Origin of the sequence: Streptomyces inusitatus (genome assembly GCF_014651115.1) — a bacterium.
Lineage (GTDB): Bacteria > Actinomycetota > Actinomycetes > Streptomycetales > Streptomycetaceae > Streptomyces > Streptomyces amakusaensis.
This window is the reverse complement of sequence record NZ_BMWG01000031.1, coordinates 30016-54631: the sequence shown is the minus strand read 5'-3', so window position 1 is coordinate 54631 and position 24616 is coordinate 30016. Positions and strand designations below refer to the sequence as shown.

Below are 24616 nucleotides of genomic sequence, written 5' to 3'. Positions count from 1 at the left end.
CGTGTCCGACCCCCACACCGGCGGGGAGAACGAGAGCCCCGCCGAACTCCCGAGGCTGCGCTACGCCCTGTACGTCGAGGCGCTCCGGGCGCGCATGCCCGGCCCGGCGTTCACTCTTCTGATGGAGGCCGTCAACCTCTATGTGAAGGCCGGCGGCGGCCGCGTCAGACTGCGGATGGACCCCGAGGACCGGGAGCTGTTCACCGCCGAGGTGCAGCAGGAGCTCCTCACTCTGCTTGGTCTGCTCGGCGCGATGCAGCCGGGCCACGCCGACCGGGCCGACCATGTCGTCGTCAGGCTCGGCGACGGGGAGCACGCCAAGGGGGCCCTGTCGCTGGTGCCGCCCGAGGTCGCGGCCGACCCGGAGCGGCTGCGCGCGATGCTGGAGAAGATCGACGCGCAGCAGCGCCGGCTCGACGACGACCGCCGGGAGGTGGAGGAGATCGCCAGGGTCAGCGGGATGCCCGTCGGAGGGTCCGGCCCGTCCCAGGAGTGAACACGGCCGTGACCGGCCCCGCCGAGAGGGCGGGTCCGGTCACGGTCCGGCCCTCGAAACGCCCGTACGGGACTCGTACGCCTCACTCGTACGGGTGAACTCTGCCGCCCCGGTGTCGGCCGGTGTCTGTCGGTGTCCGTCGGTACCGGGACCCCGTCAGCGGGCCGCCGCGCCGAACTCCTCCGCCAGCTCGACGATCGCGCCGGGGTTGCGCGGGCTCTCCACCAGCTCCACGTAGTCCAGGACGACGAACCGGTCGTTCTTGATCGCCGAGACCTTGGCGAGCGGCGCGTACGACTTGAGGAACTTCTTCTTCTCCTCGGCGCTCGTGTCCCCGTAGTTGTTGATCACGATCACCTCGGGGTCCCGCTCCACCACGGTCTCCCAGCCGACCGTCGTCCAGCTGTCCTTCAGATCCTTCATCACATGGTCCCCGCCGGCCTTGGTGATGATGTCGTGCGGCCCGGCGTACGCGCCCGAGGTGAACGGCTTGTCCCGGCCGTCGTCGTAGAGGAAGACCCGGGGCCGGTCGGCCCCCTGGGGGGCCTTGGCCCGGGCGTCGGCCACCTGCCCGCGGAACTTCGCCACCAGGGCCTCGGCGCGCTTCTCGACGTCGAAGAGCTTCCCCAGGTTCAGCAGATCGGTGTAGAGGGCCTCCAGCGGCGGCATCAGCCCCCGGGCCTTCGAACGGCCGTTGCGGCAGGACTCGGTCAGCAGATACGAGTCGACCCCGAGCCGCTTCAGCTCCGCCGGGGTGAAGCCCTCGCCCTCGTTGAATCCGTAGTTCCAGCCCGCGAAGACCAGATCCGCCCGCGCGTCGAGCACCAGCTCCTTGTTGATCCGCTTCTTCGACAGCCAGGTGGTCCGGTCGTAGGCCCCCTTCCACGGCACATCGGCGACCGAACCCTTGTTGTCCGGCATCACATAGCCGGCCATCCGGCCCTCAAGACCGAGCGCGAACATGATCTCGGTGATGCCGACGTCATTGGTGACGACCCGCTCCGGAGCCTTCTCGAAGGTTCTGCGCTCACCGCAGTTCTCCAGGGTCACCGGGTAGTGGCCGCCCGCCGACGCGCTCTTCTCCCCGCCCGGGGAATCGGCGCCGGTGTCGACGTCGGCGCCACAGCCGGAGAGCGCCAGCGCGGTCGCGAGTATCAGCGCCGGGACGCGCAGAGGACGGGGGGAACGGGGCATGGCGGAAGGCTCCTTGGAACGGCGGGCGACGGAACGGACAGGAGAAGAGAACGAGGAGGGAGAAAGGAGAGGGATCACGGGGCGTCGGCGGCCCCGCCGCCCGGAGGCAGTCGGTCGAACAGCAGCTGGATCGCGCCGGACACGGGATGCGCCACCCGGTGCGCCCGGACGCCGAACACCTCCGCGAGCAGCTGTGCCGTCAGCACCTCGTGCGGCGGACCGGCGGCGACGATCCGGCCGTGGTCGATCACATGGAGCGTGTCGCAGTGCACGGCGGCCAGATTGAGGTCGTGGAGCGCGGTCAGCACCGTGAGGCCGCTGCCGCGCACCAGCGACAGCACCTCCAGCTGCTGAGCGATGTCCAGATGGTTGGTGGGCTCGTCCAGCACCAGCACGCGCGGACGCTGCGCCAGCGCGCGGGCGATCAGGACGCGCTGCTTCTCTCCGCCGGAGAGCGTCAGAAAGCTGCGGTCGGCGAGATGGGAAGCGCCCACCCCGGCCAGCGCGGCACGGCACTGGGCCCGGTCCTCGGCCGAGGTTCGCCCCGCCGCCCGCTGATGCGGCAGCCGGCCCATCGCCACCACCTCGGCGACGGTGAAGTCGAACTCGCCGACCGTCTCCTGGGGGAGCGCGGCCAGTCTGCGCGCCCCCTCACGGGGACTCAGCGCGTGCAGATCGTCGCCGTCGAGCCGGACGGTGCCGGCGGCCGGGCGCAGCGCCCGGTAGACACAGCGCAGCAGGCTGGACTTGCCGCTGCCGTTGGGGCCCACCAGCCCCACGAGCTGACCGCTGCCGGCCCGCAGGTTTATGTCCTCCACCAGCCGCGCCCCCGCGACGGCGACGGTCAGATCGTCGATGTCGATCCTCATCACTGGCCTCCGAACGTGTAGCCGCGACGGCGCATCAGCAGAACGAAACAGGGCACGCCGATGACCGCGGTGAGCACGCCCACCGGCAGTTCGGTGGGGGCCAGCACGACCCGGGAGAGGATGTCCACCCAGATCAGCAGGATCGCGCCGGCGAGCGGGGCGACGGCCAGCACCCGGCGGTGGTCGGCGCCCACCAGCATCCGAACGGCGTGCGGAACCATCAGCCCGACGAAGCCGATCGCCCCGCTGACCGCGACCACCGCCCCGGTGACGGCGGCGGAGACCACGAACAGCTCCCTGCGCAGCCGCCCGGGGTCCACACCGAGCGCGGCGGCGGTCTCGTCGCCCATGGCGAGCGCGTTCAGCCGGCGCGCGGAGAGCCCGAGGTGCGCCAGCCCGGCGAGCACCGCGCCCGCCGCGATGGGCACCGCGGCCCAGTTCGCCCCGCCGAGGCTGCCGAGCAGCCACATCATCGCCGAGCGGGCCGCCTCGCCGTGCTCGGCGGCGAACACCATGAAGGTGGTGATCGCCGAGAACCCGTAATACATCGCGGTGCCCGTGAGCACCAGCCGTATCGGGGTCAGCCCGTGGGCGGTACGGGCGACCGCGTACACCAGGGTCATCGCGAGCAGCGCCGAGGCGAAGGCGGCGGCGGACAGCGCCCAGACACCGAGCGCGCCGAGCGCGCCGAAGATCAGGACCGCGTTCGCGCCGACAGCCGCCCCCGACGAGATGCCGAGGACGAACGGGTCGGCCAGCGCGTTGCGCACCATGGCCTGCACAGCCACGCCGATCGCCGACAGCCCGGCCCCGACGACCGCCGCCAGCACCGCGCGCGGGAAGCGCAGTTCCCAGACGATGGTGTACGAGGAGATCTGCTCGCCGGTGATGGTGCCGCCGGTCAGCCCGGCCCAGAGATGCCCCAGCACCTCGCCCCAGCCGATGCCGGACGCCCCGATGCCCGCGCCGCAGACGACGGAGACCGGCAGCGCCAGGCCGAGCGCCACGACCAGCGGAAGGAGCGGCACCCGCCGGGGCGGTGGCGGGCCCGTGCCGGCGGGGGACACCGCGTCGCGGGCGGCCGGCTGTGGCGCGGTGGACTGATGGTCGGTGGGTACGGCCACGAACGACGTCGCTTTCGCCTCGGGCCGTGCGTCCACGGCCGAGGAGCGGCCCGGGAGACGGATGTCCGGCCGGGCATCCTCTCGCAGTCCACGGCGAGTTGACAGGATCCTGCGCCACCGCGGGTAATCGGGCTCACGGGTCCGGTCTCCCGGACTCCGCCTACCGTTGCGGGTCAGCGCCGGAATTCGACCGGACTTCCCCCACAGGGCGTCTGAAGAGTAACCCCTTCCGGCGGAGCGCGGGTTGCCGGGGCCGCGGGGCCGGGCGCCGGGGTCAGTCGTAGACCATGCCGAAGTACGGATCCGGCTCCCCGGTGTAGGGGTTGACCCCGGCATCCCAACGCTCCTTCTCCAAGCGCCGGTTGACGAAGTGAGGGGCGGACTCCCTCCAGAGGGAGGCGTCGCTGAGCGGACACTCGGGGAACTCCCCGGCGAACACCCGCCGCAGGAACTCCGCCATCCCGAAGTCGTAGACCTTCCAGTGCGGCCACCCGTGCCGCTCCCAGACGACCACCGGCCACGCGTCCGGATCGCCGTCGTCGGTCAGCCACCCCAGGACGTCCGCGCCACAGCTGACCCCCCAGGCGACGGCCCGGTCCGCCGTGGCCTCCACTCCGGCGGGTCCCCCTTCCCGCTCCCAGGTGAGCCGCAGGGTGCCCGTCTCCTCCGCCATCCCGCCGTGCTCCTTCGAGCCCCCGGGAGCGAGCACCGAGAAGGCATCGTCGATGCCGCCGGATCCGTACGCCGCCATGAAGGCCCTGTAGTCGGCCGGGAAAGAGGAGACCCCCCACTCGGCCCCGGCCGCGGCCCAGTCGATCCGCTCGTCCACCCCGTCGTGCGGTGACATCACCGCCATGAGCGCGGCGATGGGTGAGTGTTCGGACATGTTCCCCTCCAGTGCCGTCCTTTCGCTTCAACATAGCCCCGGCCACTGACAGTCGAGTGGGTCGGCAGCCGGGCCGTCTGCTGTCGGCAGAGCGCCCTTGGCCTCCGCCTCCGCCGCTGTTTGAGTACCGGCATGGAGATTCTCGTTCTGGGTGGTACGGCATGGGTGGGCCGCGAGCTGTCGCGGGCGGCGATCGGGCGCGGCCACCGGGTGACCTGCCTCGCCCGCGGTGAAAGCGGGGCGACGGCGGACGGAGCCGTGCTGATCGCCGCCGACCGGCGCGATCCGTCCGCGTACGCGCCGCTGCTCGGCCGCGAGTGGGACGCGGTCGTCGAGGTGTCGTGGCAGCCCGGCTTCGTCCGTGACGCCCTCGCCGCGCTCGGCGGCGCGGCCAGGCACTGGACGTACGTCTCCTCGATGAGCGCCTACGCCTCCCACGCCGACCCGGACGCGGACGAGTCCGCCGCGCTCCTCGCCCCGACCGACCGGAGCGAGGTGGGCCGAGAGCTGTACGGAGAGGCGAAGGCCGCCTGCGAGCAGGCCTCGGCGGACGCCCTGGGGGATCGGCTCCTCGTCGCGCGGGCCGGTCTCATCGGCGGCCCCGGCGACCACAGCGGCCGTTCCGGCTACTGGGCGGCGCGCGCCGCGCGGGATCCGCGCGGTCCGATGCTGGTACCGGACGAACCGGCCCTGCCGACACAGGTGATCGACGTCAGAGACCTCACCGACTGGCTGCTCGACGCCGCCGCCGAGGGAATCACCGGCACCTACGACACGGTCGGCCCCGTCCTCCCCCTCGCCGAGTGGATCGAGCTGTCCCGCGCGGCCGGCGGGCACACCGGGCCGGTGACCCGCGTCGACTCGGCCCGGCTGCTCGCCCATGGCGTGGCCGAGTACATGGGTCCCGAGTCGCTGCCGATGTGGCTGGTCGAGCCCGGCTGGGAAGCCTGGTCGGCCCGCGGGGGAGCCGCGGCGCTCGCCGCCGGTCTCCGCCACCGGCCCCGGGCGGAACTGCTGAACGACACACTCCGCTGGGAACGCGGGCAGGGCCTGGACCGCCCGCGCCGCGCGGGTCTCACCGCCGCGCGAGAGCGCGAGCTGCTGGCCGCTCTGGGCTGACGGGGGCGGAGGCCGCCGAACTCCCACTGGACGCGGTCGACATGGACCACACGGTGTCAGGCTCCCAACGCCTGCCGTTCCAAGGTCATCGGCTGGGCCGGGACCGCATGGGCACGTGTAGATTCCGCCTCATGGGCGTGAAAGCGCGCCTGGGGGCGGGGGAGTGGCATGAGCGAGCAGCGCACGGCGGCCTCGAAGGCCGCGTTCTTCCTGTTCGGCACCGTGACCGGAGCGATGGCGGTGCTGCTGACCCGAATCGATCGGGCGGAACTTCGGCGGCCGGGGCCGGCCGCCGGTCCTCGGCGATCTGATGATCACGCTCGCCGAGCGCGACGGTCTCCGGGCGGACGTGATGGTCGCCCACATCACCTGTCGACGAGCGGCGAACCCGCCCTCTTCTCCCTGCCCTGACCCTGCCCGCCCCCTGCCCCTGCCCCTGCCCCTGCCCCTGCCCCGACGGGCGGACGCAGCCCCCGGACCCCCGGACCCCCGGACCCCCGGACCCCCGGACCCCCGGACCCCCGGGACCCCGGACCCCTGGACCCCTGGCACCCCGTCCGCCGAGGATTCGGCCCATCTGGAGAGAGACCGTGACAGAGCACATACCCCATGACCCGACCGCCCCGGTGGACGCGGCACGGGTGATCCGGGCCGTCGAGGACGTCCTCCGGGCGGGCCCGCTGACCGCCGGGGACAGCTTCCACGCCTTCGGCGGCTCATCCCTCCAGGCCATGCGGGTCTGCCTCCGCCTGGAGCAGGCGACAGGCGTGGCCACGCCCCCCGAACTCCTCCTCGACAGCGAGACCGTGGGGGAGTTCGCCGAAGCGGTCGTCGCCCGGGCGGCCGCCCGATGAACGACCTCCCGCCGATCCATGCCGAGGTGGCCCGCCGGGCGGCCGCCACCCCCGACGCCCTCGCGGTGGTCACCCCTCATGAACGCGTCGGGTACGCGGAACTCGACGCCGCCGCCGACGGCTGGGCCGCCCGGCTGGGCGAGCTGGGGGTCGGCCCCGGCGATCTGATCCCCGTCGATCTGCCCAGGTCGGCCGAGCTGGTGGCGGTCCTGCTCGGAGTCCTCAAGAGCGGCGCGGGCTACGCGGCCCTCGACCGTCGCTGGCCGCCGGAACGGGTGCGCACCGTACTGGAGACGCTGTCGCCCCCGCTCTTCATCACCCGCGGGCCCGTGCCCGGCGCGCTCGTACCGTCCTGGGCCCCGGACGGGGAGCCGCCGCGCGCCCCCCGCACCCCGCCGCCGGACGTCACCGGCGACGCCCCCGCCACCGTGTTCTTCACCTCGGGAACCTCCGGCGCTCCAAAAGCCGTCGTCTCACCGCACCGGGCGACCACCCGACTGGCCCGGGACGCGCGGGCCTGGACGGGACCCGGCCGGTCCATGGCCCAGACCTCCCCGGTCTCCTGGGACGCTTTCTCCCTGGAGGTCTGGGGAACCCTCATCACCGGCGGACGCTGCGTCATCTCCGACGGCGACCATCTGCTGCCGAGCGGTCTGCGCTCCCTCGTCCGGGAATTCGGGGTCGACGCCGCCTTCCTGACCACCTCGCTCCTCAATCTGATCGCCGAGGAGGACCCGGACAGCCTGCGCGGACTGCGGACCCTGGTCACCGGCGGGGAGCGGATGTCCGCCGGACATGTACGGCGCTGTCTGGAGAGCCACCCCGGCCTTGAGGTGATCAACGGCTACGGCCCGGTGGAGAGCTGTGTCTTCGCCGCCACCCACCCCGTCGAGCCGGACGACTGCACCGCGCCGGACGGCGTCCCCCTCGGCACCGCCGTCTCCCGCACCGGGATCCATGTGCTGCACGGCGAAGAACCGGCCGCCCCGGGCGAGATCGGCGAGATCTGTCTCTCCGGCGACGGACTCGCCCTGGGATACCTCGGCGACCCCGAACTCACCGCGGCGAAGTTCCCCACGGTACGCCTCGCCGGATCGCCCACCCGGATCTACCGGACCGGGGACCGGGGCCTGCTGGACGCCCGAGGCGTCCTCCACTTCCGCGGGCGCGGCGACCGGCAGCTGAAAATAGCCGGGCACCGGGTCGAACCTCAGGAGATCGAGGCGGCCGCCCGGCGGATCCCCGGCGTACGCGCGTGCACGGTCGCCGCGCTCCGCGACACGGCGGACGGCACCGGCGGCACCCGGCTGGCCCTGTTCTACACCACCGAGCCGCCGGGAGCCCCGGAGCACCGGGACCTCGGCCCCGCCGCACTCCGGCGCGAACTGGCGTCCAGGCTGCCCCAACACCTCGTACCCCACTTCCTCTCTCCGCAGCAGGCCTTCCCGCTCACCCCGAACGGCAAGGTGGACCGGGCGGCCCTGCTCGCCCTGCTGCCTGTCCCGGCCGCCGAGGGCCACGCCCCGAACAGGAGCTCATGATGGCCACCGGCCCCATCAGAAACACCGGCCCCACCGGGAACACAGAACCGGCCCCCCTCGTCCACCCCATGTCGTGGGAGCAGGAAGGGATCTGGCTGAACGACCGGCTCGGGGACGGCGTCTCGCGGTACGTGGAGTCCTGGGTCCACCGGCTGCGCGGCCCCCTCGACGCACGGGCCGTCGAGGGGGCCCTCACCGGTGTCGTACACCGGCACGAATCCCTGCGCACCGGACTGCTCCTGGCCGACGGCGTCCCCGTACAGGAAGTGCTGCCGCCCATGCCCGTGCCGCTCCTCAGACGGCGGGTGACCACCGGCGAACTGGACCGCGCGGTGCGCGAGGCCGTCTCGGGCCCGCTGCCGCTGGACCGGCCGCCCCTGCTCCGCGCGACCCTGCTGGAAGTGGGGGACGACGACGCGGTGCTCGCCGTCGCCGTCCACCACGCGGCCGTGGACGGCTGGGCCCTGTATCTGCTCGACGAGGAGTTCAGCAGCCTCTACCGCGCCCGGACCGGCGAACCGGAACCCGAACTGCCGCCCGTGCCGCTCCAGCCCGGACCGTACGCGCACCGACAGCGGACCTCCGGCGCGCCCCGGGCCGAAACCGCGGAGTACTGGCGGCGCACCCTCGCGGACCCGCCCCCGGAATCCACCTTCCCGCTCGACCGCCCGCGCCCCAAGACACTCGGCCACCGGGGCGGAACAGTCGAATTCACCCTGGACGAGGAGTTCGTCTCCCGGCTGCGCCGACTCTGCGGCCAGACCCGGGCGACCCCGTTCACCGTCTTCGCCGCCGCTCTCACCGCGCTGATCGACAGACACGGCGACGGCCGGGGGAACGGCCAGAGGGACGGCGGCGACGGCGACGGCCGGGGCGCGATCCTCGGCGTACCGGTCTCCCGGCGCGACGGAACCGACACCGAACCCATGATCGCGTGCCTCGCCGAGGTACTCCCGCTGCGCCCGCGCACCACACCGGAGCAGTCCTTCCGCGAACTCGTGGCCGAGACGAAACGGACGGCCCGGGAGGTCAGGGAGCACCGGGACATGCCGTACACCCGGCTGGTGGCGATGGCCGGCGCGTCGCGCACCCGATCGCGGACGCCGCTCTTCCAGGTGGTGCTGACGGTGGACGACGGGCAGGCGCCCGGCCTCTCACTGCCGGGGGTACGCGCCGAACGCCTCCGCCCGCACGACGGAACGGCGAAGTTCGACGCCTTCTTCCACCTCGCCCCGGAGCAGGGCGTCTTCCGGGGGCGGCTGGAGTACGCGGCGGAGCTGTTCACCCCCGCCGGTGCGAGACTTCTGACGGAACGTCTCCGCGTTCTGCTGGACGACGCCCTCTCCCGCCCGGACGCGGCGGTGGCCGAACTGGCGGTGCTCACACCCGGGGACCGGGAGCGGACGACCGCGACCTGGGCCCAGGGCCCGCCGCCCGCCCCCGGCCGCCCCCTCGCCCATGAGGCCTTCGCCCGGGCCGCCCGGCGCACCCCGGATGCGGTGGCCGTCGAGCACAGAGACGTACGGCTCACCTTCGCCGAACTCGACGCGGCCTCCGACGCGCTGGCCGCCCGGCTGGTGGCGGCCGGACACGGCGGCGGCCGGGTCGGGATACTGCTGGAACGCTCGCCGGAACTCCCGGTCGCGGTACTGGCGGTGCTCAGGGCCGGAGGGTGCTGCGTTCCCGTCGACCCCGCCTATCCGGCGGAACGGATCTCCCTCATGCTCCGCGACAGCGCCGCCGCGGCCGTGCTCACCACCCGCCGGACCCTCCGGGACCTGGCCGTCGACACGGCCGGTGCCGAAGCGCTGTTCCTGGAGGACACGGCGGAGCGCCCGGCGGCGGCCCTTCCCGCCGTGAGCCGCGACGACCCGGCGTATCTGATCTACACCTCCGGCTCCACGGGACTGCCCAAGGGGGTGCTGATGCCGCACCGCGCCCTCGCCTGCGTCATCGACTGGCAGCTCCGCCGGTCCTCCTCCCACGCGCCCGGCCCCCTGCGGACCGCCCAGTTCGCCCCGCTCAGCTTCGACGTCGCGTTCCAGGAGCTGTTCTCCACCTGGCACGCGGGCGGCACCCTCGTCCTGGTGGACGAGACGGCCCGGCGCGACCCCGCCCGGCTGCTGGCCCTGATCGACGACAGCCGGGTCGAACGGCTCTTCCTGCCCTACGTCGCCCTCCAGCAGCTCGCCGAGTACGCGGCCGGTGCCCGTGGCGGCGGTGGCTCGCTGCGCGAAGTCGTCAGCGCGGGGGAGCAGCTCTTCATCACCCCGGCCGTCCGACGGTTCTTCACGGAGAACACCACCGCCGTGCTCGACAATCAGTACGGCCCGTCCGAGACCCATGTCGTCACCGCCGGGGAACTCACCGGACCCCCCGCCGGATGGCCGGACCGCGCCCCCGTCGGCCGTCCGGTGCCGGGGGCCCGTGTCCGTATCCTCGACGACCGGCTCGCCCCCGTCCCGCCGGGAGCGGTGGGGGAGCTCTGGCTCGGCGGCGAGAGCCTCGCCATCGGGTACCACGGACGGCCGGACATCACCCGGCGGATGTTCGTCCCGGATCCGCTCATCCCCGGCGAACGGCTCTACCGCAGCGGCGACCTGGGCCGATTCCTGCCCGGCGGAGCCATCGAATTCCTCGGCCGACGCGACGGCCAGATCAAAATCCGGGGCCACCGGGTCGAACTCGGCGAGATCGAGTCCGCCGTCAAGGCGGTCCCCGGAGTCGCCGACGCGGTGGTCACCGCCGACACCTCCCTGCCGCACAGCACCCGCCTGGTCGCCCACTACATCCCGGCGGGCCCCGCCGCCCCCGACGCGGAACGGCTGCGCGCCGCCCTGCGGGAGAAGCTGCCCGAAGCCATGGTCCCGGTCATGATCATGCCCGTGCCCGGTTTTCCGCTCACCCCCAGCGGCAAGGTGGACCGCGCCGCGCTGCCCGCCCCCACCGCACCCGGCGCGAGCGCCCCGGAGCCGGCCCCGGCCCGCACCGGCCCGGAGCACCGGATGACCGAGATCTGGCGCGAGGTGCTGGGCACGGACCGCATCGGGGCGGACGACGACTTCTTCGCACTCGGCGGGGACTCCCTGCTGGTCGTCCGGCTGCTGCTGCGCGTCCACGAGGAGTGGGGCGTACGGCTCAGCCTCGGCTCCTTCTTCGCCGCACCGACCGTCCGCCGGATGGCGGCCCTCCTGACCGGCCAGGCCCTTCCGACCGACCCGACCGACCCGGGCGACCGGACCCGGACTGCCGCACCCGATCTGCGCGCCGACGCCGAACTCCCTGCCGCGATCGTGCCCACACCCGCCCCGGCCCGGGCCCTCGACCGCCCGGAGCGGACCTTCCTCACCGGCGGGACCGGCTTCCTCGGCACCTTCCTCCTCCACGAACTGCTCCGCTCCTCCGCCGACGGCCTCGTGCACTGCCTCGTCCGCGCGCCCGACACGGCCACCGGCCACAAGCGGCTGCGCGCCGCGCTCGACGGCTACGGCCTCTGGAAGGACTCGTACACGGACCGGATCACGGCCGTGCCCGGAGATCTCGCGGAGGAGGGTCTCGGAATGCCCGCCGGAGACTTCGACAGCCTCGCCCGCCGGGTCGACACCGTCTTCCACTGCGGGGCCGAGGTCAATCTCACCCACTCCTACGAGCGGCTGAGGAGGAGCAATGTGCGCGGCACGGCGGAGGTGCTGCGACTGGCGGCCCTCCACGGCTCCGTACCCCTGCACCACATCTCGACCGTCGGGGTCCACACGGCGGGCCCCCCGGACGGCGGCCCCGTCCGCCCGGAGGACCCGCTGCCCCCGGCGGACGCCCTGCGCAACGGCTACGCGCAGAGCAAATGGGCCGCCGAAGCGCTGCTGGAGCAGGCACGGGAACGCGGCCTGCGGATATCGGTCCACCGCCCCGCGCGGATCTGCGGAGCCACCGACAGCGGACTGTGCCAGACCTCCGACTACTTCTGGCTGCTGCTCAAGGGGTGCGTCGAGGCCGGACTGGCCCCGGCCGACCTGGAGGAGCGGTTCGACCTCGTCCCGGTGGACTATGTGAGCAGAGCCGTCGTCGCGCTCTCCCGCACCCCCCGGGCGGCGAACCGCACCTTCCATCTGGCCGCCGGGGACCGGGTCCCGCTGGCCCGCGCGATCGGCTGGCTGCGCTCCCTGGGCTACGCCATCGGGGACGTACCGCTCGCCGACTGGCGGCGGGCCGTCGAGCGGGAGCCGGCCAACACGGCCCACCCCCTGCTCTCCCTCCTGCCCGCCGACGCGTTCGACGCCGCGACCCGCTTCTCCGGCGCGGCGGTCTTCGACGCCACGAGCACCCGGGAGGCGCTCGGGGGAAGCGGGATCCACTGCCCGCGGGTGGACGAGGCCCTCTTCACCCGGTACGTGGAGTCCCATGTCCGGATGGGCTTCCTGCCGCCGCCCACCGGATCCGGCTGAACCGCGCGCCGCCCGTACCCCGCCCGCTCACGGGCCGGGCGAGGAGGAGACCGTCCGTACGGCGCCCGCCGACGCCGCCCCCACGGGCGTCGAGGCCCCGGCGCGACCGAACGGCCTACTCCGAACCCGGCCCCAGCCCCGCCTGGCCGCCGCCACCGCGCTCGCCGTCCCCGAACAGGCCGTCGACCGGGACGGCACGCCCCGGGACCGGGTGCCGTGGAGCCGGACCGAGGCCCGGCCACTGCTCGACGAACTGGTCACGGTGCCGGGCGTGGCATCCGTGACGGTGGACCGCTCCTTCTACGCGCAGGCCTTCTCCGACGACGGCGAGCCGGTCGAGGACGAAGGAGCACTGGAGGCGGGACACGGCTGGTCGAGCGCGCGACTCGCGCCGTACAGCCTCGTCACCGGACGGGCGCCCGCCGCGGCCCACGAGATCGTGGTGGACCGGGCGCTCGGAGTGGCCACAGGCACGGCACTCACGGTCAACATCACCGCCGGGCGCGGCGAATTCCGAGTGGTCGGCACCGTCAACGGACCGGGCTACTACTTCACCGACGACTTCGCCGCCCGCCAGGAACCCGGGGTCGGGGCCATCGCGATCATCGCCGACAAGGGCGCCTCCGCCGACGACATCACGGCGAAGGCCCGGAGCGTCGTCGGCGACAGGGGCACCGTGGTCTCCGGCGACGGCCGGTCCGCACTCCAGCCGGCGTACGTGGAACACCGGCGGTTCCTCGGTACGCAGCTCATCGGAGCCATGGCGGCGCTCGCCCTGTTCACCACCGTCTTCGTGGTCGCGTCCATGCTGGTCCTGACCACCGGACTGCGACGGCGGGAGATCGGCCTGCTGCGGACGATCGGCGCGGCACCCCACCAGATACGCCGGATGATCCTGGGCGAGGCCGGTCTCATCGGCCTGCTGGGCTCACTGACCGGCTGTCTGGCGGGCGTCGGAGCCGCGCCGCCGCTGCGCGACATCCTTCAGCGGCTCGGCGTGACACCGCCGGAGCTCGAACTGCGGACAGCGATGTGGCCGCTGCTCACGGCGACCGCGATCGGCGTCGGCGTCAGCGTCCTGGGAGCCCTGGCCGCCGGCCGGACGGCCGTGCGAGTCGCGCCGATCGAGGCGCTCTCCGACAACGGCGCGAACAGCCGTACGATGAGCCGCCCCCGCTGGATCGGCGGCCTGACCGCCCTCGGCCTCGGCGCGCTGCTCACCGTCGCGACCGCCGCCGTGCGCGCCGACACCCGGGTCAACACCGCGATCCTCGCCACGATGGCGCTCATCGTGGCCGCCGCACTGCTCGCCCCGGTGTGCGTCGGCCCCGTCGGACGGGCGCTCACCGCACCGTTCGAACGGCTCGGCTCGGCCACCCCGCTCCTCGTCCGCGCGGAACTGCGTGCCGACTCGCGCCGGGCGGCGTCACTCGCGGCCCCGGTGATCGCGGCCGTCGGGTTCGCCGTCCTGCTCAGCGGTATGGGCGAGACGATGCGCGTGGCGTACCCGGCAAGCGAGGCACTCAGGCTCACGGGACAGGTCATCGTGACGCCGGACGGAACACCGGGCAACACCGACGAGGTGGTCGCCGCCAACCCGGTGGGCAGGGCGGCACTGCCGACCCGCGCCTTCGTCCGCGACAAGCACGGCACCCTCACCGTCATCGACGCACTCGGCTCACGCGACCCACGCTGGAACAGACCGGGCCGGGCGGTGCTCGGCAGGAAGACGGCGGACTTCCTCGGAGTGAAGGCCGGGGACGAGCACACGGTGAGATTCGCCGACGGTGCCACCGTGAAACTGCGCATCGGCCAGGTCCTGCCGGACGACCCCGCCCGAGGCGACTTCGTCCTACCCCGCCAACTGGTCCGCGCACACGACCCGGCCGCCCTCACCGACGACATCTTCGTACCGGCGGCGTCCCGGCCCGACTCGGTCGTTCCCGGCACCGCCGTGCACGACGCGGTACGACACGCCCTCGACGACTACGCCACCGACGCCGGACTCACCGACACCCTCACCACCATGCTGCTCTCCATCGCCGTCGGCTACAGCGGCATCGCCATGGCCAACAGCATGGCCATGACCGCACACAGCCGCCGCCGCGACCTCGCCGTGATGAAGTCCGCCGGCGGCACCGTACGGCAACTGCTCCTCCTCTCCGCCGCCGAGACCTCCCTCACCGTCACCGTCGGCGCGGCCCTCGGCCTCCTGGTCCCCCTGGCGCCGCTGGCCGGCATGGCCTCCGGACTGTCCCAGGCGACCTCCACCGAAGTCGGACCGCACCTGAACCCACTCACCATCGCCGCGGTGATCCTCGGCTCCCTCGTCCTGGCGACCACATCGAGCGTCATCGTCACCTGGCGCACCGTACGGCGGGAGGACCGGCCCGCCGTACGGTGAAGGCGTCCCGGCCGGGACGCCGCCCCAGCCCTCGTCAGCGCTCGTCCAGCACCGCCCGGATCACCTGCCGGGCATTGCCCGCCATCACCGGGTTCGTCGTCCGGTAGTACGGCAGCGCGATCAGCGCCTGCGAGAGCGTCCGACCCCGGCCTCGAATCCAGGTCGCCTCGTCCACGCCCAGCGCCTCGCGGAAGACCTCCCTCGCGTCGCGCGGCAGCAGATTCCACGCCGGAAACAGATCACAGGCAGGATCCCCCCACCCCATGCACCCGAAATCGATCACGGAGGTCAGCCTGCCGTCCTCGACCAGCAGATTGCCCGGCATCAGATCCGCGTGCAGCCACACCGGCGGACCGTCCCGGAGCGGGGCCCGCAACGCCTCCTCCCACACGGCGGACACGGCATCACCGTCCACACCCTCCTCCGGAATCCCGCGCAACTCCTCGACAGCCGCCCGGGTCTCCGCGTCGAGCGAGGCGAGAGGCCCGCCCCGGTGCGCCTTCGGCGCGCCCGGCAGTGTGACGCTCCACATCGACGCGACGAAGGCCGCCAGATCCTCCGCCAGCGTAAGGGGCTCGCTCAACGCCCCCGATTCGGGATGAACGCCTGCCAGCCACCGATGCACCGACCACGGCCAGGGATACCCCTCGGCGGGCTTCCCGGCCCCGAGCACCTCGGGAATGCGCGTGGGCAGAAGAGGCGCGAGGCGGGGCAGCCACTCCTGCTCCGTCGACACGTCCTTCGCCCCGCCCCGTACCAGCGGCAGCCGTACGACCATGTCGTCGCCCAGCCGGTACATGGCGTTGACCGTGCCCCCGGACGGCCACCGCTCCACCGCCAGCCCCGCCCACCGGGGGAACTGCCCGGCGATCAGCCGCCGTACAAGCTCACCGTCAATGGGGTGCATCCCGGGACGCGTCAGCCCTGTGTTCATGCCCGCCATCCGAGCACCGGACGCCGACGGGCGTCAAACACCTTTCCACGACGCCGCTTGACCTTGTCATTGGTGGCAGGGTTGCAGGATCACCGACATGAACAGCAGAAGCGCATCGCAGTCCGGCCGGGTCGTCATCGTCACCGGGGGAGGCACCGGGATCGGCCGGGCCACCGCCCGCGCCTTCGCCGAGGAGGGCGCTCATGTGCTCGCCGTGGGCCGGCGGGTCGCCCCGCTCGACAAGACCGCCGCCGGACACGACCGGATCACGCCACTGGTCGCGGACATCACCGCCGAGGGCGAGCCCGAGTGGATCGTCGAAACCGCGCTGAGGGCGCACGGACGCCTGGACGTACTGGTCAACAACGCGGGCATCGTGAGCGGCGGCGCGCTCGGGACGCTCACACCGGAGGTGCTGCAGCCCCAGATCGCCACCAATCTGATCGCGCCCATCCTGCTGACCCAGGCCGCGCTGCCGCTCCTGGAGACCTCCGGCGGAGTGATCGTCAACGTCAGCACCTCGGTGGGCCAGCGCGCCTGGCCGGGTAACTCGGTCTACGCGGCCACCAAAACCGCGCTGGAGCTGCTCACTCGCAGCTGGGCGGTCGAGCTGGCACCCCGTGGCATCCGGGTGGCGGCGGTCGCGCCCGGCGCGATCGACACCCCGATCGGCGAGCACCAGGGTCTGACACCGGAGCGGACGGCCGAGGTACGGAAGTGGCAGCTGGCGCACACCCCGCTGGGCCGGATCGGCCGCCCGGAGGAAGTGGCCTGGGCCATCACCCGACTCGCCTCACCGGAAGCATCGTTCATCACCGGGGTGGTACTCCCGGTCGACGGGGGAGCGGTCGTGGCGTGATAGGGATGACCCGGGAGGCGGAACGGGTGAGAATCGGCGAGCTGGGCAAGGCGACGGGGACGACCGCCCGAGCGCTGCGGCACTACGAACAGGCCGGGCTGATCTTCTCCGAGCGAGCCGCCAACGGCTACCGGGTCTATGACGAGCGAACGGTCGCACGGGTGCGCAACATCCGTCACCTGCTGGCCGCAGGCCTGACCCTGGACGATGTGCAGGCGTTCCTGCCCTGCCTGGACGGCGACATATCCACCGCGCCGCCCTCGGAGAAGGGCCTGCGGATCGCCGTCGAGCGACTGGCGGTCCTCAACGAACGGATCGCGGCCCAGACCGAGGCCCGCGACCGCCTCAAGGCCGCCCTCGACCGGCGGACCGCCGAGCTGCCCCAGCCACCGGCCTGACCGGTCACCCCGGGGCGCGGAGCTCCCGCGGCCCGTAGATCGCGTTGCTCGCACCCGTCATGAGCGCCCAGTACCGGTCCCCGTAGGACCAGTGCCACCACTCGGTCGGGTAGTTGACCAGGCCCGCCGCGCCCAGGGCCGCACCCATCGCCTTCCGGTTCCGCCGGGCCCGCTCCGTGAGTCCGGGAGCGTCGGTGTAGCAGGCGCCGTCGCTCTCCTCCGGTGTGGCGGCCTCCGGGCACCCCATGTCGACCTCGGCCCCGTCCCTTGTGCACACCGTGAGATCGATCGCCGCACCGGCCACATGGCCCGCTGTCTCCTGCGGAGCGACCCAGCGAGTGGCCGCGTTGATGAGTTCCGCCTCCGTCGCGCCCGGTGGGAGTCGCCGCAGAGAGGACAGATAGCCGTCGAAGATACTTTGCTGGAGAGCCGGAGGGCGATGCCCTTCGACAAGAAGCCACCGCCAGTCGTCCGGCAGCGATTTCTCCGCTTTCAGTAGCCGTTCCACCACGCCGGACCGCAGGTGCGCCCAGTTTCCCGCGGTGTCGGAGCGCCGTTCGTCGACGCGCAGTATTCCCCGGCAGTCCACCAGAGGTTCGCCGCATTCGTCCACCGGGACGGCGGTGACTCTCGGGTCCGACATCAGCACGATTTCCGTCATCGGGAATCCCCTTCGGCTGGCTGGGTGGCGAGGGCTCAGGATTCACCCTTGCCGCAGGGGGCCTTGGTGTTGGTGTGGCCCTGAGCGGCGTTGACAGTGGTGTTGGAGCAGGTGAGGGTGTTGTCTTTGGCGGTGAGGTTGTATCCGTAGCCGGGCCCGTTGACATGGGCGGTGTTGTTGTTGAAGGTGTTGCGGATTCCCCAGCCCTTGAGGATCTGATGGGTTTGGTAGCCGTCCTGGGGAGTGTTGTGGCCGGTGTTGTTCTGGATGAGCCAGTTATTGCCTTTTATGTCGATCCAGGAATCATTGTGCTTTCCGGTGAGATGGGTGCCGTCGAAAATATTGTGGGTGATGGTGCCGTTGGAGGTGCCTTCTTTGACGTCGATGGCTTCGGCGGTGGTTTTGGTGATGTGGTTGTTGGCGATGCGATTGTTGTCGCTGTTGTCGGGTTGGCATTGAGTGATGGTGCACCAGTTGGATTTCGCGGTGCCGATGTAAATGCCTTCGCCGTATTTGGGTTTGCGGAGGCCGGTGGTGTGGATGGTGTTGTGGCGAATGGTGTTCTGGGTGCTGTGGTTACGGAAGTGGATGGCTTCGTCGCCGATGTCATGGACGGTCAGGTTGTCGAGGGTGGTGTGGTGGGTGCTGTCGGCCATGACGCCTTTTTGGGCGTTGCGGATGGTGAAGCCGCTGATTTTCCAGTGGGTGGCGCGATTGAGGTGCAGGGCGTATCCGCCTTTGATGCCGTCGCCGTCCAGGACGGCGTCGGAGGGGCCGCAGAGGGTGATGGGTTTGTCCTTGGCGGCGGGGGCGGTGGCGATGAAGCGTCCGGTGTAGGTGGTGGGACTGAGGCGGATGTTGTCCCCCGGACGGGCGTCGGCGAGAGCTTTCTGGAGGGAGCGGGCGTCGGCGACGGTGACGGTGGCCGGCGGGCAGTCGGTTTCCCGGGAGGGAGCGGGCGGGGCGAGGGGGCCGCCGGGAGTGGGCGTGATGGTGTCTACGGGGGAGGGGGCACCGGTGTCGGTGCTGGAGGGTTCGGGAGAGTCGGCGTCGGCGTCGGCGCCCGCATCGGTGGGGAGAGTTCCGGGCCTGACGGACCAAGTGCTGTGGGGGCCGGCCTGGGTGGCTCCCGGGACGATCTCGGGGCCGTCGTCATCGTTGTCGGCGAGAGCGATGACGAGCGCGGCGAGGGCGGTGACAAGGGCGGCGCCGGACAGCCAGACGGCCGGGCCGCGGAACGCGGCCCGGCCGGCCGCTTGTGGTCCGGGTGCCTGCTCCGGGTCGGGGCCGGACTGCACCGGCGGATGGGACGTCATGGTCGGTGGCTCCGGTTTCGGCGGGAGATGCGGTGATGACCAGAGAGGGCCGGGGCGGTTCTAGCGCTGCTCGGTGGGGGGCGGCGAGGGGAGGGGCTGCTTGTCGGCGTACGGGTGGGGGGCGGTCGGTGTGGCGGTGGTGTTGTTGTGGCGGCTGGTGCGACGGGCGCCCAGGATCGCGGAGATGAGGATGAGAAGGAGGATCGTGGTCCACAGGATGGTCATGGGACTGGCGTAGTGGCGGAACTTGATCCAGAACGTGCTGGTGTCGTGCCAGGCGAAAGTCTGGTTCTTCTTGAGCGTGATGGTGCCGTGGGCGCGGCTGGTGTCGAGGGCGCTGGGGCCGACGCCCGCTACGACGTTGTAGGAGACGGCGGTGGCGCCGACACGGCCGACGAGCGAGATGCCGTGCGAGGTGGCGTCCTGGACGGTGTTTCCGCGTATCTCGGCTTTCGCGTCGCGCAGATAGATGCCGGTGTCGGTGCCTTCGACGAGGTTGCCGCTGATGGTGGCGTCGGTCACTCCGTCGCGGACGGAGATGCCCTGCCGGGTCTGACCGGTGAGATGGTTGCCGGTGATCGCCACTTTGGTGGTGTTGTCGCGGGTGACGATGCCCATGTCGCCGCCGTGGATCTTATTGTCCTGGACACCGACATTGGTTCCGCCGAGGACTTCGATGCCGTGGCGGCCGTTGTCGCGGGCGGTGCTGTGGGAGACGGAGTTGGATCCGTAGGCGGCGGTGGATTCACCGGCCGCGGAAGGCCCGTCGGCCAGGGGGCGACCGCTGAGGGTGAAGCCGTTGCCGCCGTTGGAGAGCGCCGTGGATCCGGTGACACGGACCTGCTGGGTGGCGCGGGAGAGGACGAAGCCGTCGCCCGCGTTCTTCTGGGAGACGGTCCGGTCGACGACGACGTTGGTGACACCGCGGTGGAGGACGACACCGTCCTCCAGGCTGCTCTCGACGCGGGTACGGGTGATGTTGACCCCGGTGGCGCCGGAGACGAACAGTCCGAAGAGGTTGCCCTTGATAGTGGAGTTGCTGATCTCGGCCGAGAGATAGGAGAGATCGGGGAGGGAGAAGCGGGTGTCGGGGGTGGTGAGCTCCCCGGCGGGACCGGCGATGATGCCGCCGCTGCGAGGCGTACGTTCGGATTGCCGCTCGGCTTTGTCGTCGGCGGCGGACTGCTCGCGCTGGTTGAGATCTTCGGCGTCGGAGTACTTGATGTTGCCGGTGTCGGGGCGGTCGGTTCCGGTGAGGCTGAGCCCCGCGGTGCGCCCGCTCCAGAAACCGAGGTCGGATATGTGGGTGTGGGTCATGGAGAACTGGCCGCCGATGGCGCGAATGAAGGCGCGCCCGTCTCTGACGTCGGTGTCGGGTGTGTTGGTGCGGGTGTCGGAGCTGCTGATGCGGGTGGGGGCCTGCGGGGTGCCTTCGAGGGTGAGGCGGCCGCCGAAGGAGACGATGGAGACGAAGCCTTTGGTGTTGCTGGCGAGGCGCAGGGTGAGTCCGCCGGGGCTGGAGAGCTTCAGCTTGGCGCCGGTGTTGAGATAGATGTTCTCGGTGAGCAGATAGGAGCCGTCGCGTTTCCGGACGAAGGTCTGGGGAGCGAGTTCAAGCAGGTCGGAGACGCCGTAGGGCTTGGTGCGGCGGGTGAGGACCAGGGTGTATCCGCCCTGGGTGTCCAGCCGGTAGGGGCGCGACCACTGAGGGCCTTTGAGGGGGGCGACGGCGGCGACCGCGCGAACCTGGTCGAGGCGGCGGTCCTCGGCGGCGACCAGAGCGGTCTGGTTCTCGGCGTCCTCGGGGGTGAGCTCCCGGTCGCCGCCGCGCCCGCTGTCGTCGTCGGCGCGGCTCAGGGCCTGAGCGGCCCCGGCCCCGGCGAGGGCGGCGGAGCCACCCGTACCGTTGTCGGCGTGGGCGGTGGGGGTGATCAGGAGAGCCGCCGTGAGGGGGAGCACGACCGCCAGGCGGCGCGCGGTGCCCGGGCTCCGTCGCGCGGCGGAGACGGTGTGTGAGATGTGGTGTGTCACCGCTGTGCCGCTCCCGCCGGTGTGGCTGTGGCTGTCTCGTCGGATCGCGGTGCGCTGCCGCCGCCGCTGCTGTTCATGAGGGAGGCGGAGTCCTGACCTTCGCCGCCGATGCTGGTGCTGGTACGGGTGAGCCAGCCCTGCTTGTTCATGGTGAGGAAGGCGTAGAGCTTGATGGGCAGCGAGATCATGATCACGACGAGGGCGAGGAGCGGCAGGATGAGTATGTCCTGAGGGTGTCTGCGCAGATGGGAGTAGCCCCGGATACCTCGCCCGACGACCAGCCAGATGACGACCAGGACCACGCCGCGGCCGTTGAGTTCGAGCCGGCTGAATAGCAGATAGCCCAGGGCCATGCCCATGGTGACCGGGGTGAGCAGGATCTGCAGGACCGTGATCTTGGTGACGAGAGGGGCTCGCCAGAGCCAGCCCTTGTAGAGGGCGGTGAGATAGCAGCGGTAGGAGTTCCTGCTCCAGCGCACCCGTTGTTTCACGAAGGCGGCGAACGAGGCGGGGAACATCGACAGGGCGCGTGCGGAGGACTGGTGCACGGTGCGATAGCCGGAGGCCAGGACGAGCCAGGTCAGGCGGCCGTCGTCGCCCGCGACGCAGCGGCGGCCGAGGAAGAACTCGTTCTCCAGGTTCTCCAGCACCGGTTCGACGGCCGCGCGCCGGTAGGCGGCGGTACGGCCGGAGAGGCAGGCGACGGCTCCGGCGCGGCCCATGGCCGGGACATAGTCGTAGTAGCGGAGGTTGACCAGCCAGTCGGCCAGCCGCCGCCAGACGCTGGTGGCTCTGAGATAGACGTTCTGCTGGGTGCCGACCCCGCCGACCTGCGGGTCGGCGAAGGGCATCTGGACCGCCGCCAGCAGCCCCGGCTGCCAGCGGGTGTCGGAGTCGACGAGCACGATCAGCTCACCGGTCGCGGCCCGGATGCCCACACCCAGTGCCGAGCGTTTGCCGCGGTGCTCGAAGGCCAGCACCCGCACCCGGGGGTCTTCGACCTGCCTCAGCCGGCGCAGGACCTCGGTGTCCTCGACGTCGGGCACGATGATGATCTCGGTGGGGTCCTGTGCCAGCCAGGTCTCCAGACAGTCCAGCAGGATCTGAGGATCCTCGCGGTACGCGGGGACCACCACCGACACCGTGGTGCGGTAGTCGTTGACCACGGGCCGGGCGAAGCGCGAGAGCACCGTCCGGTAGAGCCACAGCGCCCAGACGAACGCCCCGGCGAGCCCCAGGGGCATCAGCTCACGCCACGATGTCTCCCCCACCGCCATGACGATCCATGACCACACTCCGTCGAAAAACCCCGACACTTTTTCCGGTCCCCCAACCCGCGTGGCGAGTGATGACGTTGAGTCAGAAGCCCACGCGATGCGCCACTGTACGGGAGAATATGGAGGCGAATGAATGATCTCTCCACACTTGGCGCACAGGGTGCCCTCAGTACACCCCCAAACCTTTACATTCCAGACGTCATTCGCTCGCTTTACCCCCAAATCCGACTGCTCCGGCGGGTGCTGTTCGCCCCTTCGCACGCGCTTCCCGGACCGGTGCGCGGAGTCGGTGGGCGGGGTCGACAGGCGCCCGGGTGCCGGGGGTGCGGGGGCTCGGATTCCGCGATATATTGATCTTGTTCTCGCGGCCGGGACTCCCGGTGGTGGGACCGGCGTTGGTGGTCCAAGGAAAGACACCCCACTTCCCGTGGGGGGATGCGGGTGCAAGGCCTGCCCAGCGCTCGATCAGAGCCCCGGCCTCCTCAAGGAGGCCGGGGCCTTCTGTCGTACGGTGCTTCGGCCGGCCGCCCAGACGGCCAGCGCGCAGACCGCGAACCCGGCCCCGAGCAGGCTGGTGCCGGTCCAGCCGTGAGCGGTGAGAACAGCGGTGGTCGTGGCCGCGCCGAGGGCGGAGCCGAGCGAGTAGAAGACCATGTAGCCGCCGATGACACCGCTGAGGCGATCCGGATACGCGGCGGTGAGCAGGTGCTGATTGCTCACATGCACGGCCTGGACCGCGAAGTCGAGAACCACGATTCCGGCGATGAGAAGCCACAGCGACCACGGCAGCCGCGCGATCGCCGCCCAGGAGAGGACGAGCAGGCCGAGCGTGAGACCGGTGACCGGGACCGCCCGTCCCGCGTCCGCCCACCGTCCCGCGCGCCCCGCGCCGAGCGCGCCGGCGAGTCCGGCGATGCCGAACAGCCCGATCTGGCCCTCGCTCAACCGCCACGGCGCGTCCGCCAGCGGCAGGGACAGTCCGCTCCACAGGGTTCCGAACGAGGCGAACAGGAAGAACGCGATGAGCCCGCGCGCCAGGAAAGCGCGCTGCCCGAACAGCCCGCCGAGTGAGACGACGGCCTGCCGGTACCCCGCGAGCCGGTCGGGGCGCTCCTCCTTCGGCAGTACGGCGAGGACGAGGGCCGCGAGCCCGAGTGAGAGCAGCGCGAGCACGGCGTAGACGCTCCGCCAGCCCCACATCTGGGCGAGCGCGCCGGTGACGGCCCGCGCGCCCAGGATGCCGATCACCACCCCCGAGGTCACGACGCCGATGTTCCGTCCGCGCTCGGCGGGCGGCGAGACCGAGGCGGCGTAGGCCACCGCCGTCTGCACCACGACCGCGAACACCCCGGCCGTCGCCAGCCCCGCGAAAGCCGCCCACGCGGCTGACGCCGAGGCGGTCAGGACCATGCCCGCCGCGCTGACCGCCAGATGCACGGCGATGAGCCGCCGCCGCTCGACCGCGTCACCGAGCGGCACCAGCAGCACCAGTCCCACCAGATAGCCGATCTGGCTGGTCGCCACGATCCACCCGGTGAGTTCCGCCGGTACACCGAGATCGCGTCCCATCGGCTCCAGAACCGGCTGCGCGGCATAGACGCTCGCCACCGCCACACCGCACACCACCGCGAGCAGCAGCCGCCGCCACATGTCCATCGCGCCCCCAAGAAAGTAGCAAATTGCAACCGTTTTGACCGTACGGCATAATGGTTTCAATCCGCAACTCATCGGGAGGTGTCATGCCGGGCACGACCGCTCACGCCCCGGACCACGACTGGACCGACCCCCACTGTCCCGTCGCCCGCACGCTCGACCTCGTCGGCGACAGATGGACCCTGCTCCTCATCCGGGACGCGATGGACGGCGCGCGGTCGTTCACCGAGTTCCAGCGACGCACCGGCATCGCCCGCAACATCCTCACCGACCGCCTCCGCAAGCTCACCGCTCACGAACTCCTCGCCCAGCGCACCGCACCGTCGGGCCGCCGCCAGGAATACGTGCTCACCGACGCCGGCCGCGACCTCTTCCCCGTCGTCCTCACCCTGCGGCAGTGGGGAGAACGCCATGCCTTCGCCCCCGGCGAGACCCACTCCACCCTCGTCGACCGGCACGGCACCCCCGTACCGGAGATCGCTCCGACCGCCGCCGACGGCACGCCCCTCGACGCGGACACCACTCAGGTGCGGAAGATCGGGTAGCCACTCCACGCGT

19 protein-coding genes and 1 riboswitch are annotated in these 24616 nt (G+C 71.8%); of the genes, 9 read left to right on the top strand and 10 right to left on the bottom strand.

What is annotated here, in order from left to right:
• The first annotated feature begins 1 nt into the window (after position 1).
• Positions 2-496 (top strand): hypothetical protein, encoded by a 495-nt coding sequence (locus tag IE247_RS31320; RefSeq protein ID WP_229869476.1) that lies wholly within the window; start codon positions 2-4, stop codon positions 494-496.
• 156 nt (positions 497-652) lie between these two features.
• Here the strand turns inward: IE247_RS31320 and IE247_RS31315 are convergent, their stop codons facing one another.
• From IE247_RS31315 to IE247_RS31300, 4 genes are all read right to left on the bottom strand, one after another.
• On the bottom strand, positions 653-1690 hold the full coding sequence (locus tag IE247_RS31315) for an ABC transporter substrate-binding protein (RefSeq protein ID WP_190126730.1): 1038 nt from the start codon (positions 1688-1690) through the stop codon (positions 653-655).
• A 74-nt stretch (positions 1691-1764) separates the two neighbouring features.
• Positions 1765-2559 (bottom strand): ABC transporter ATP-binding protein, encoded by a 795-nt coding sequence (locus tag IE247_RS31310; RefSeq protein WP_190126729.1) that lies wholly within the window; start codon positions 2557-2559, stop codon positions 1765-1767.
• Complete coding sequence (locus tag IE247_RS31305; RefSeq protein WP_190126752.1) at positions 2559-3626, bottom strand: FecCD family ABC transporter permease; 1068 nt, start codon at positions 3624-3626, stop codon at positions 2559-2561. Before IE247_RS31305 ends, IE247_RS31310 begins: the two co-directional genes overlap by 1 nt.
• 157 nt (positions 3627-3783) lie before the next feature.
• A riboswitch (cobalamin riboswitch) is annotated at positions 3784-3907 on the bottom strand.
• Between the two features lie 50 nt (positions 3908-3957).
• Complete coding sequence (locus tag IE247_RS31300; RefSeq protein WP_190126728.1) at positions 3958-4569, bottom strand: SMI1/KNR4 family protein; 612 nt, start codon at positions 4567-4569, stop codon at positions 3958-3960.
• Between the two features lie 132 nt (positions 4570-4701).
• Between IE247_RS31300 and IE247_RS31295 the strand changes: the two genes are divergently transcribed.
• The 5 genes from IE247_RS31295 (at position 4702) to IE247_RS31275 (ending at position 14929) form a co-directional block, all read left to right on the top strand.
• Entirely contained in the window at positions 4702-5688 is a 987-nt protein-coding gene (locus tag IE247_RS31295) for an NAD-dependent epimerase/dehydratase family protein (protein ID WP_190126727.1), read from the top strand.
• Positions 5689-6278: 590 nt separating this feature from the next.
• Entirely contained in the window at positions 6279-6542 is a 264-nt protein-coding gene (locus IE247_RS31290) for an acyl carrier protein (protein ID WP_190126726.1), read from the top strand.
• Positions 6539-8083 (top strand): AMP-binding protein, encoded by a 1545-nt coding sequence (locus IE247_RS31285; protein ID WP_190126725.1) that lies wholly within the window; start codon positions 6539-6541, stop codon positions 8081-8083. The genes IE247_RS31290 and IE247_RS31285 overlap by 4 nt, the downstream gene beginning before the upstream one ends.
• Positions 8083-12525: a non-ribosomal peptide synthetase gene (locus IE247_RS31280; protein WP_190126724.1), complete on the top strand. Its 4443-nt coding sequence runs from the start codon at positions 8083-8085 to the stop codon at positions 12523-12525. Before IE247_RS31285 ends, IE247_RS31280 begins: the two co-directional genes overlap by 1 nt.
• A complete protein-coding gene (locus IE247_RS31275; protein WP_190126723.1) occupies positions 12482-14929 on the top strand; it encodes an ABC transporter permease in 2448 nt (815 codons plus the stop codon). Before IE247_RS31280 ends, IE247_RS31275 begins: the two co-directional genes overlap by 44 nt.
• A 34-nt stretch (positions 14930-14963) precedes the next feature.
• Here the strand turns inward: IE247_RS31275 and IE247_RS31270 are convergent, their stop codons facing one another.
• Entirely contained in the window at positions 14964-15863 is a 900-nt protein-coding gene (locus IE247_RS31270; protein ID WP_190126722.1) for an aminoglycoside phosphotransferase family protein, read from the bottom strand.
• Between the two features lie 97 nt (positions 15864-15960).
• Here IE247_RS31270 and IE247_RS31265 point away from each other — a divergent pair, with 97 nt between their 5' ends.
• Positions 15961-16722 carry an SDR family NAD(P)-dependent oxidoreductase gene (locus IE247_RS31265; protein WP_190126721.1) on the top strand — a complete coding sequence of 254 codons (762 nt, stop codon included), beginning with the start codon at positions 15961-15963 and terminating at the stop codon, positions 16720-16722.
• 5 nt (positions 16723-16727) lie between these two features.
• Positions 16728-17120 carry a MerR family transcriptional regulator gene (locus IE247_RS31260; protein ID WP_190126720.1) on the top strand — a complete coding sequence of 131 codons (393 nt, stop codon included), beginning with the start codon at positions 16728-16730 and terminating at the stop codon, positions 17118-17120.
• A 4-nt stretch (positions 17121-17124) separates the two neighbouring features.
• Here IE247_RS31260 and IE247_RS31255 read toward each other — a convergent pair whose 3' ends face one another.
• The 5 genes from IE247_RS31255 to IE247_RS31235 form a co-directional block, all read right to left on the bottom strand.
• Complete coding sequence (locus IE247_RS31255; protein ID WP_190126719.1) at positions 17125-17781, bottom strand: M15 family metallopeptidase; 657 nt, start codon at positions 17779-17781, stop codon at positions 17125-17127.
• Between the two features lie 35 nt (positions 17782-17816).
• Complete coding sequence (locus IE247_RS31250) at positions 17817-19097, bottom strand: right-handed parallel beta-helix repeat-containing protein (RefSeq protein WP_190126718.1); 1281 nt, start codon at positions 19095-19097, stop codon at positions 17817-17819.
• Between the two features lie 60 nt (positions 19098-19157).
• Positions 19158-21128: a right-handed parallel beta-helix repeat-containing protein gene (locus tag IE247_RS31245; protein WP_229869475.1), complete on the bottom strand. Its 1971-nt coding sequence runs from the start codon at positions 21126-21128 to the stop codon at positions 19158-19160.
• On the bottom strand, positions 21125-22405 hold the full coding sequence (locus tag IE247_RS31240; protein ID WP_190126750.1) for a glycosyltransferase family 2 protein: 1281 nt from the start codon (positions 22403-22405) through the stop codon (positions 21125-21127). The genes IE247_RS31245 and IE247_RS31240 overlap by 4 nt, the downstream gene beginning before the upstream one ends.
• A gap of 465 nt (positions 22406-22870) precedes the next feature.
• On the bottom strand, positions 22871-24061 hold the full coding sequence (locus IE247_RS31235; protein WP_190126717.1) for an MFS transporter: 1191 nt from the start codon (positions 24059-24061) through the stop codon (positions 22871-22873).
• An 83-nt stretch (positions 24062-24144) separates the two neighbouring features.
• Between IE247_RS31235 and IE247_RS31230 the strand changes: the two genes are divergently transcribed.
• Positions 24145-24603, top strand: a complete 459-nt coding sequence (locus IE247_RS31230) for a winged helix-turn-helix transcriptional regulator (protein ID WP_190126716.1) — start codon at positions 24145-24147, stop codon at positions 24601-24603.
• Positions 24604-24616 lie beyond the last annotated feature (13 nt).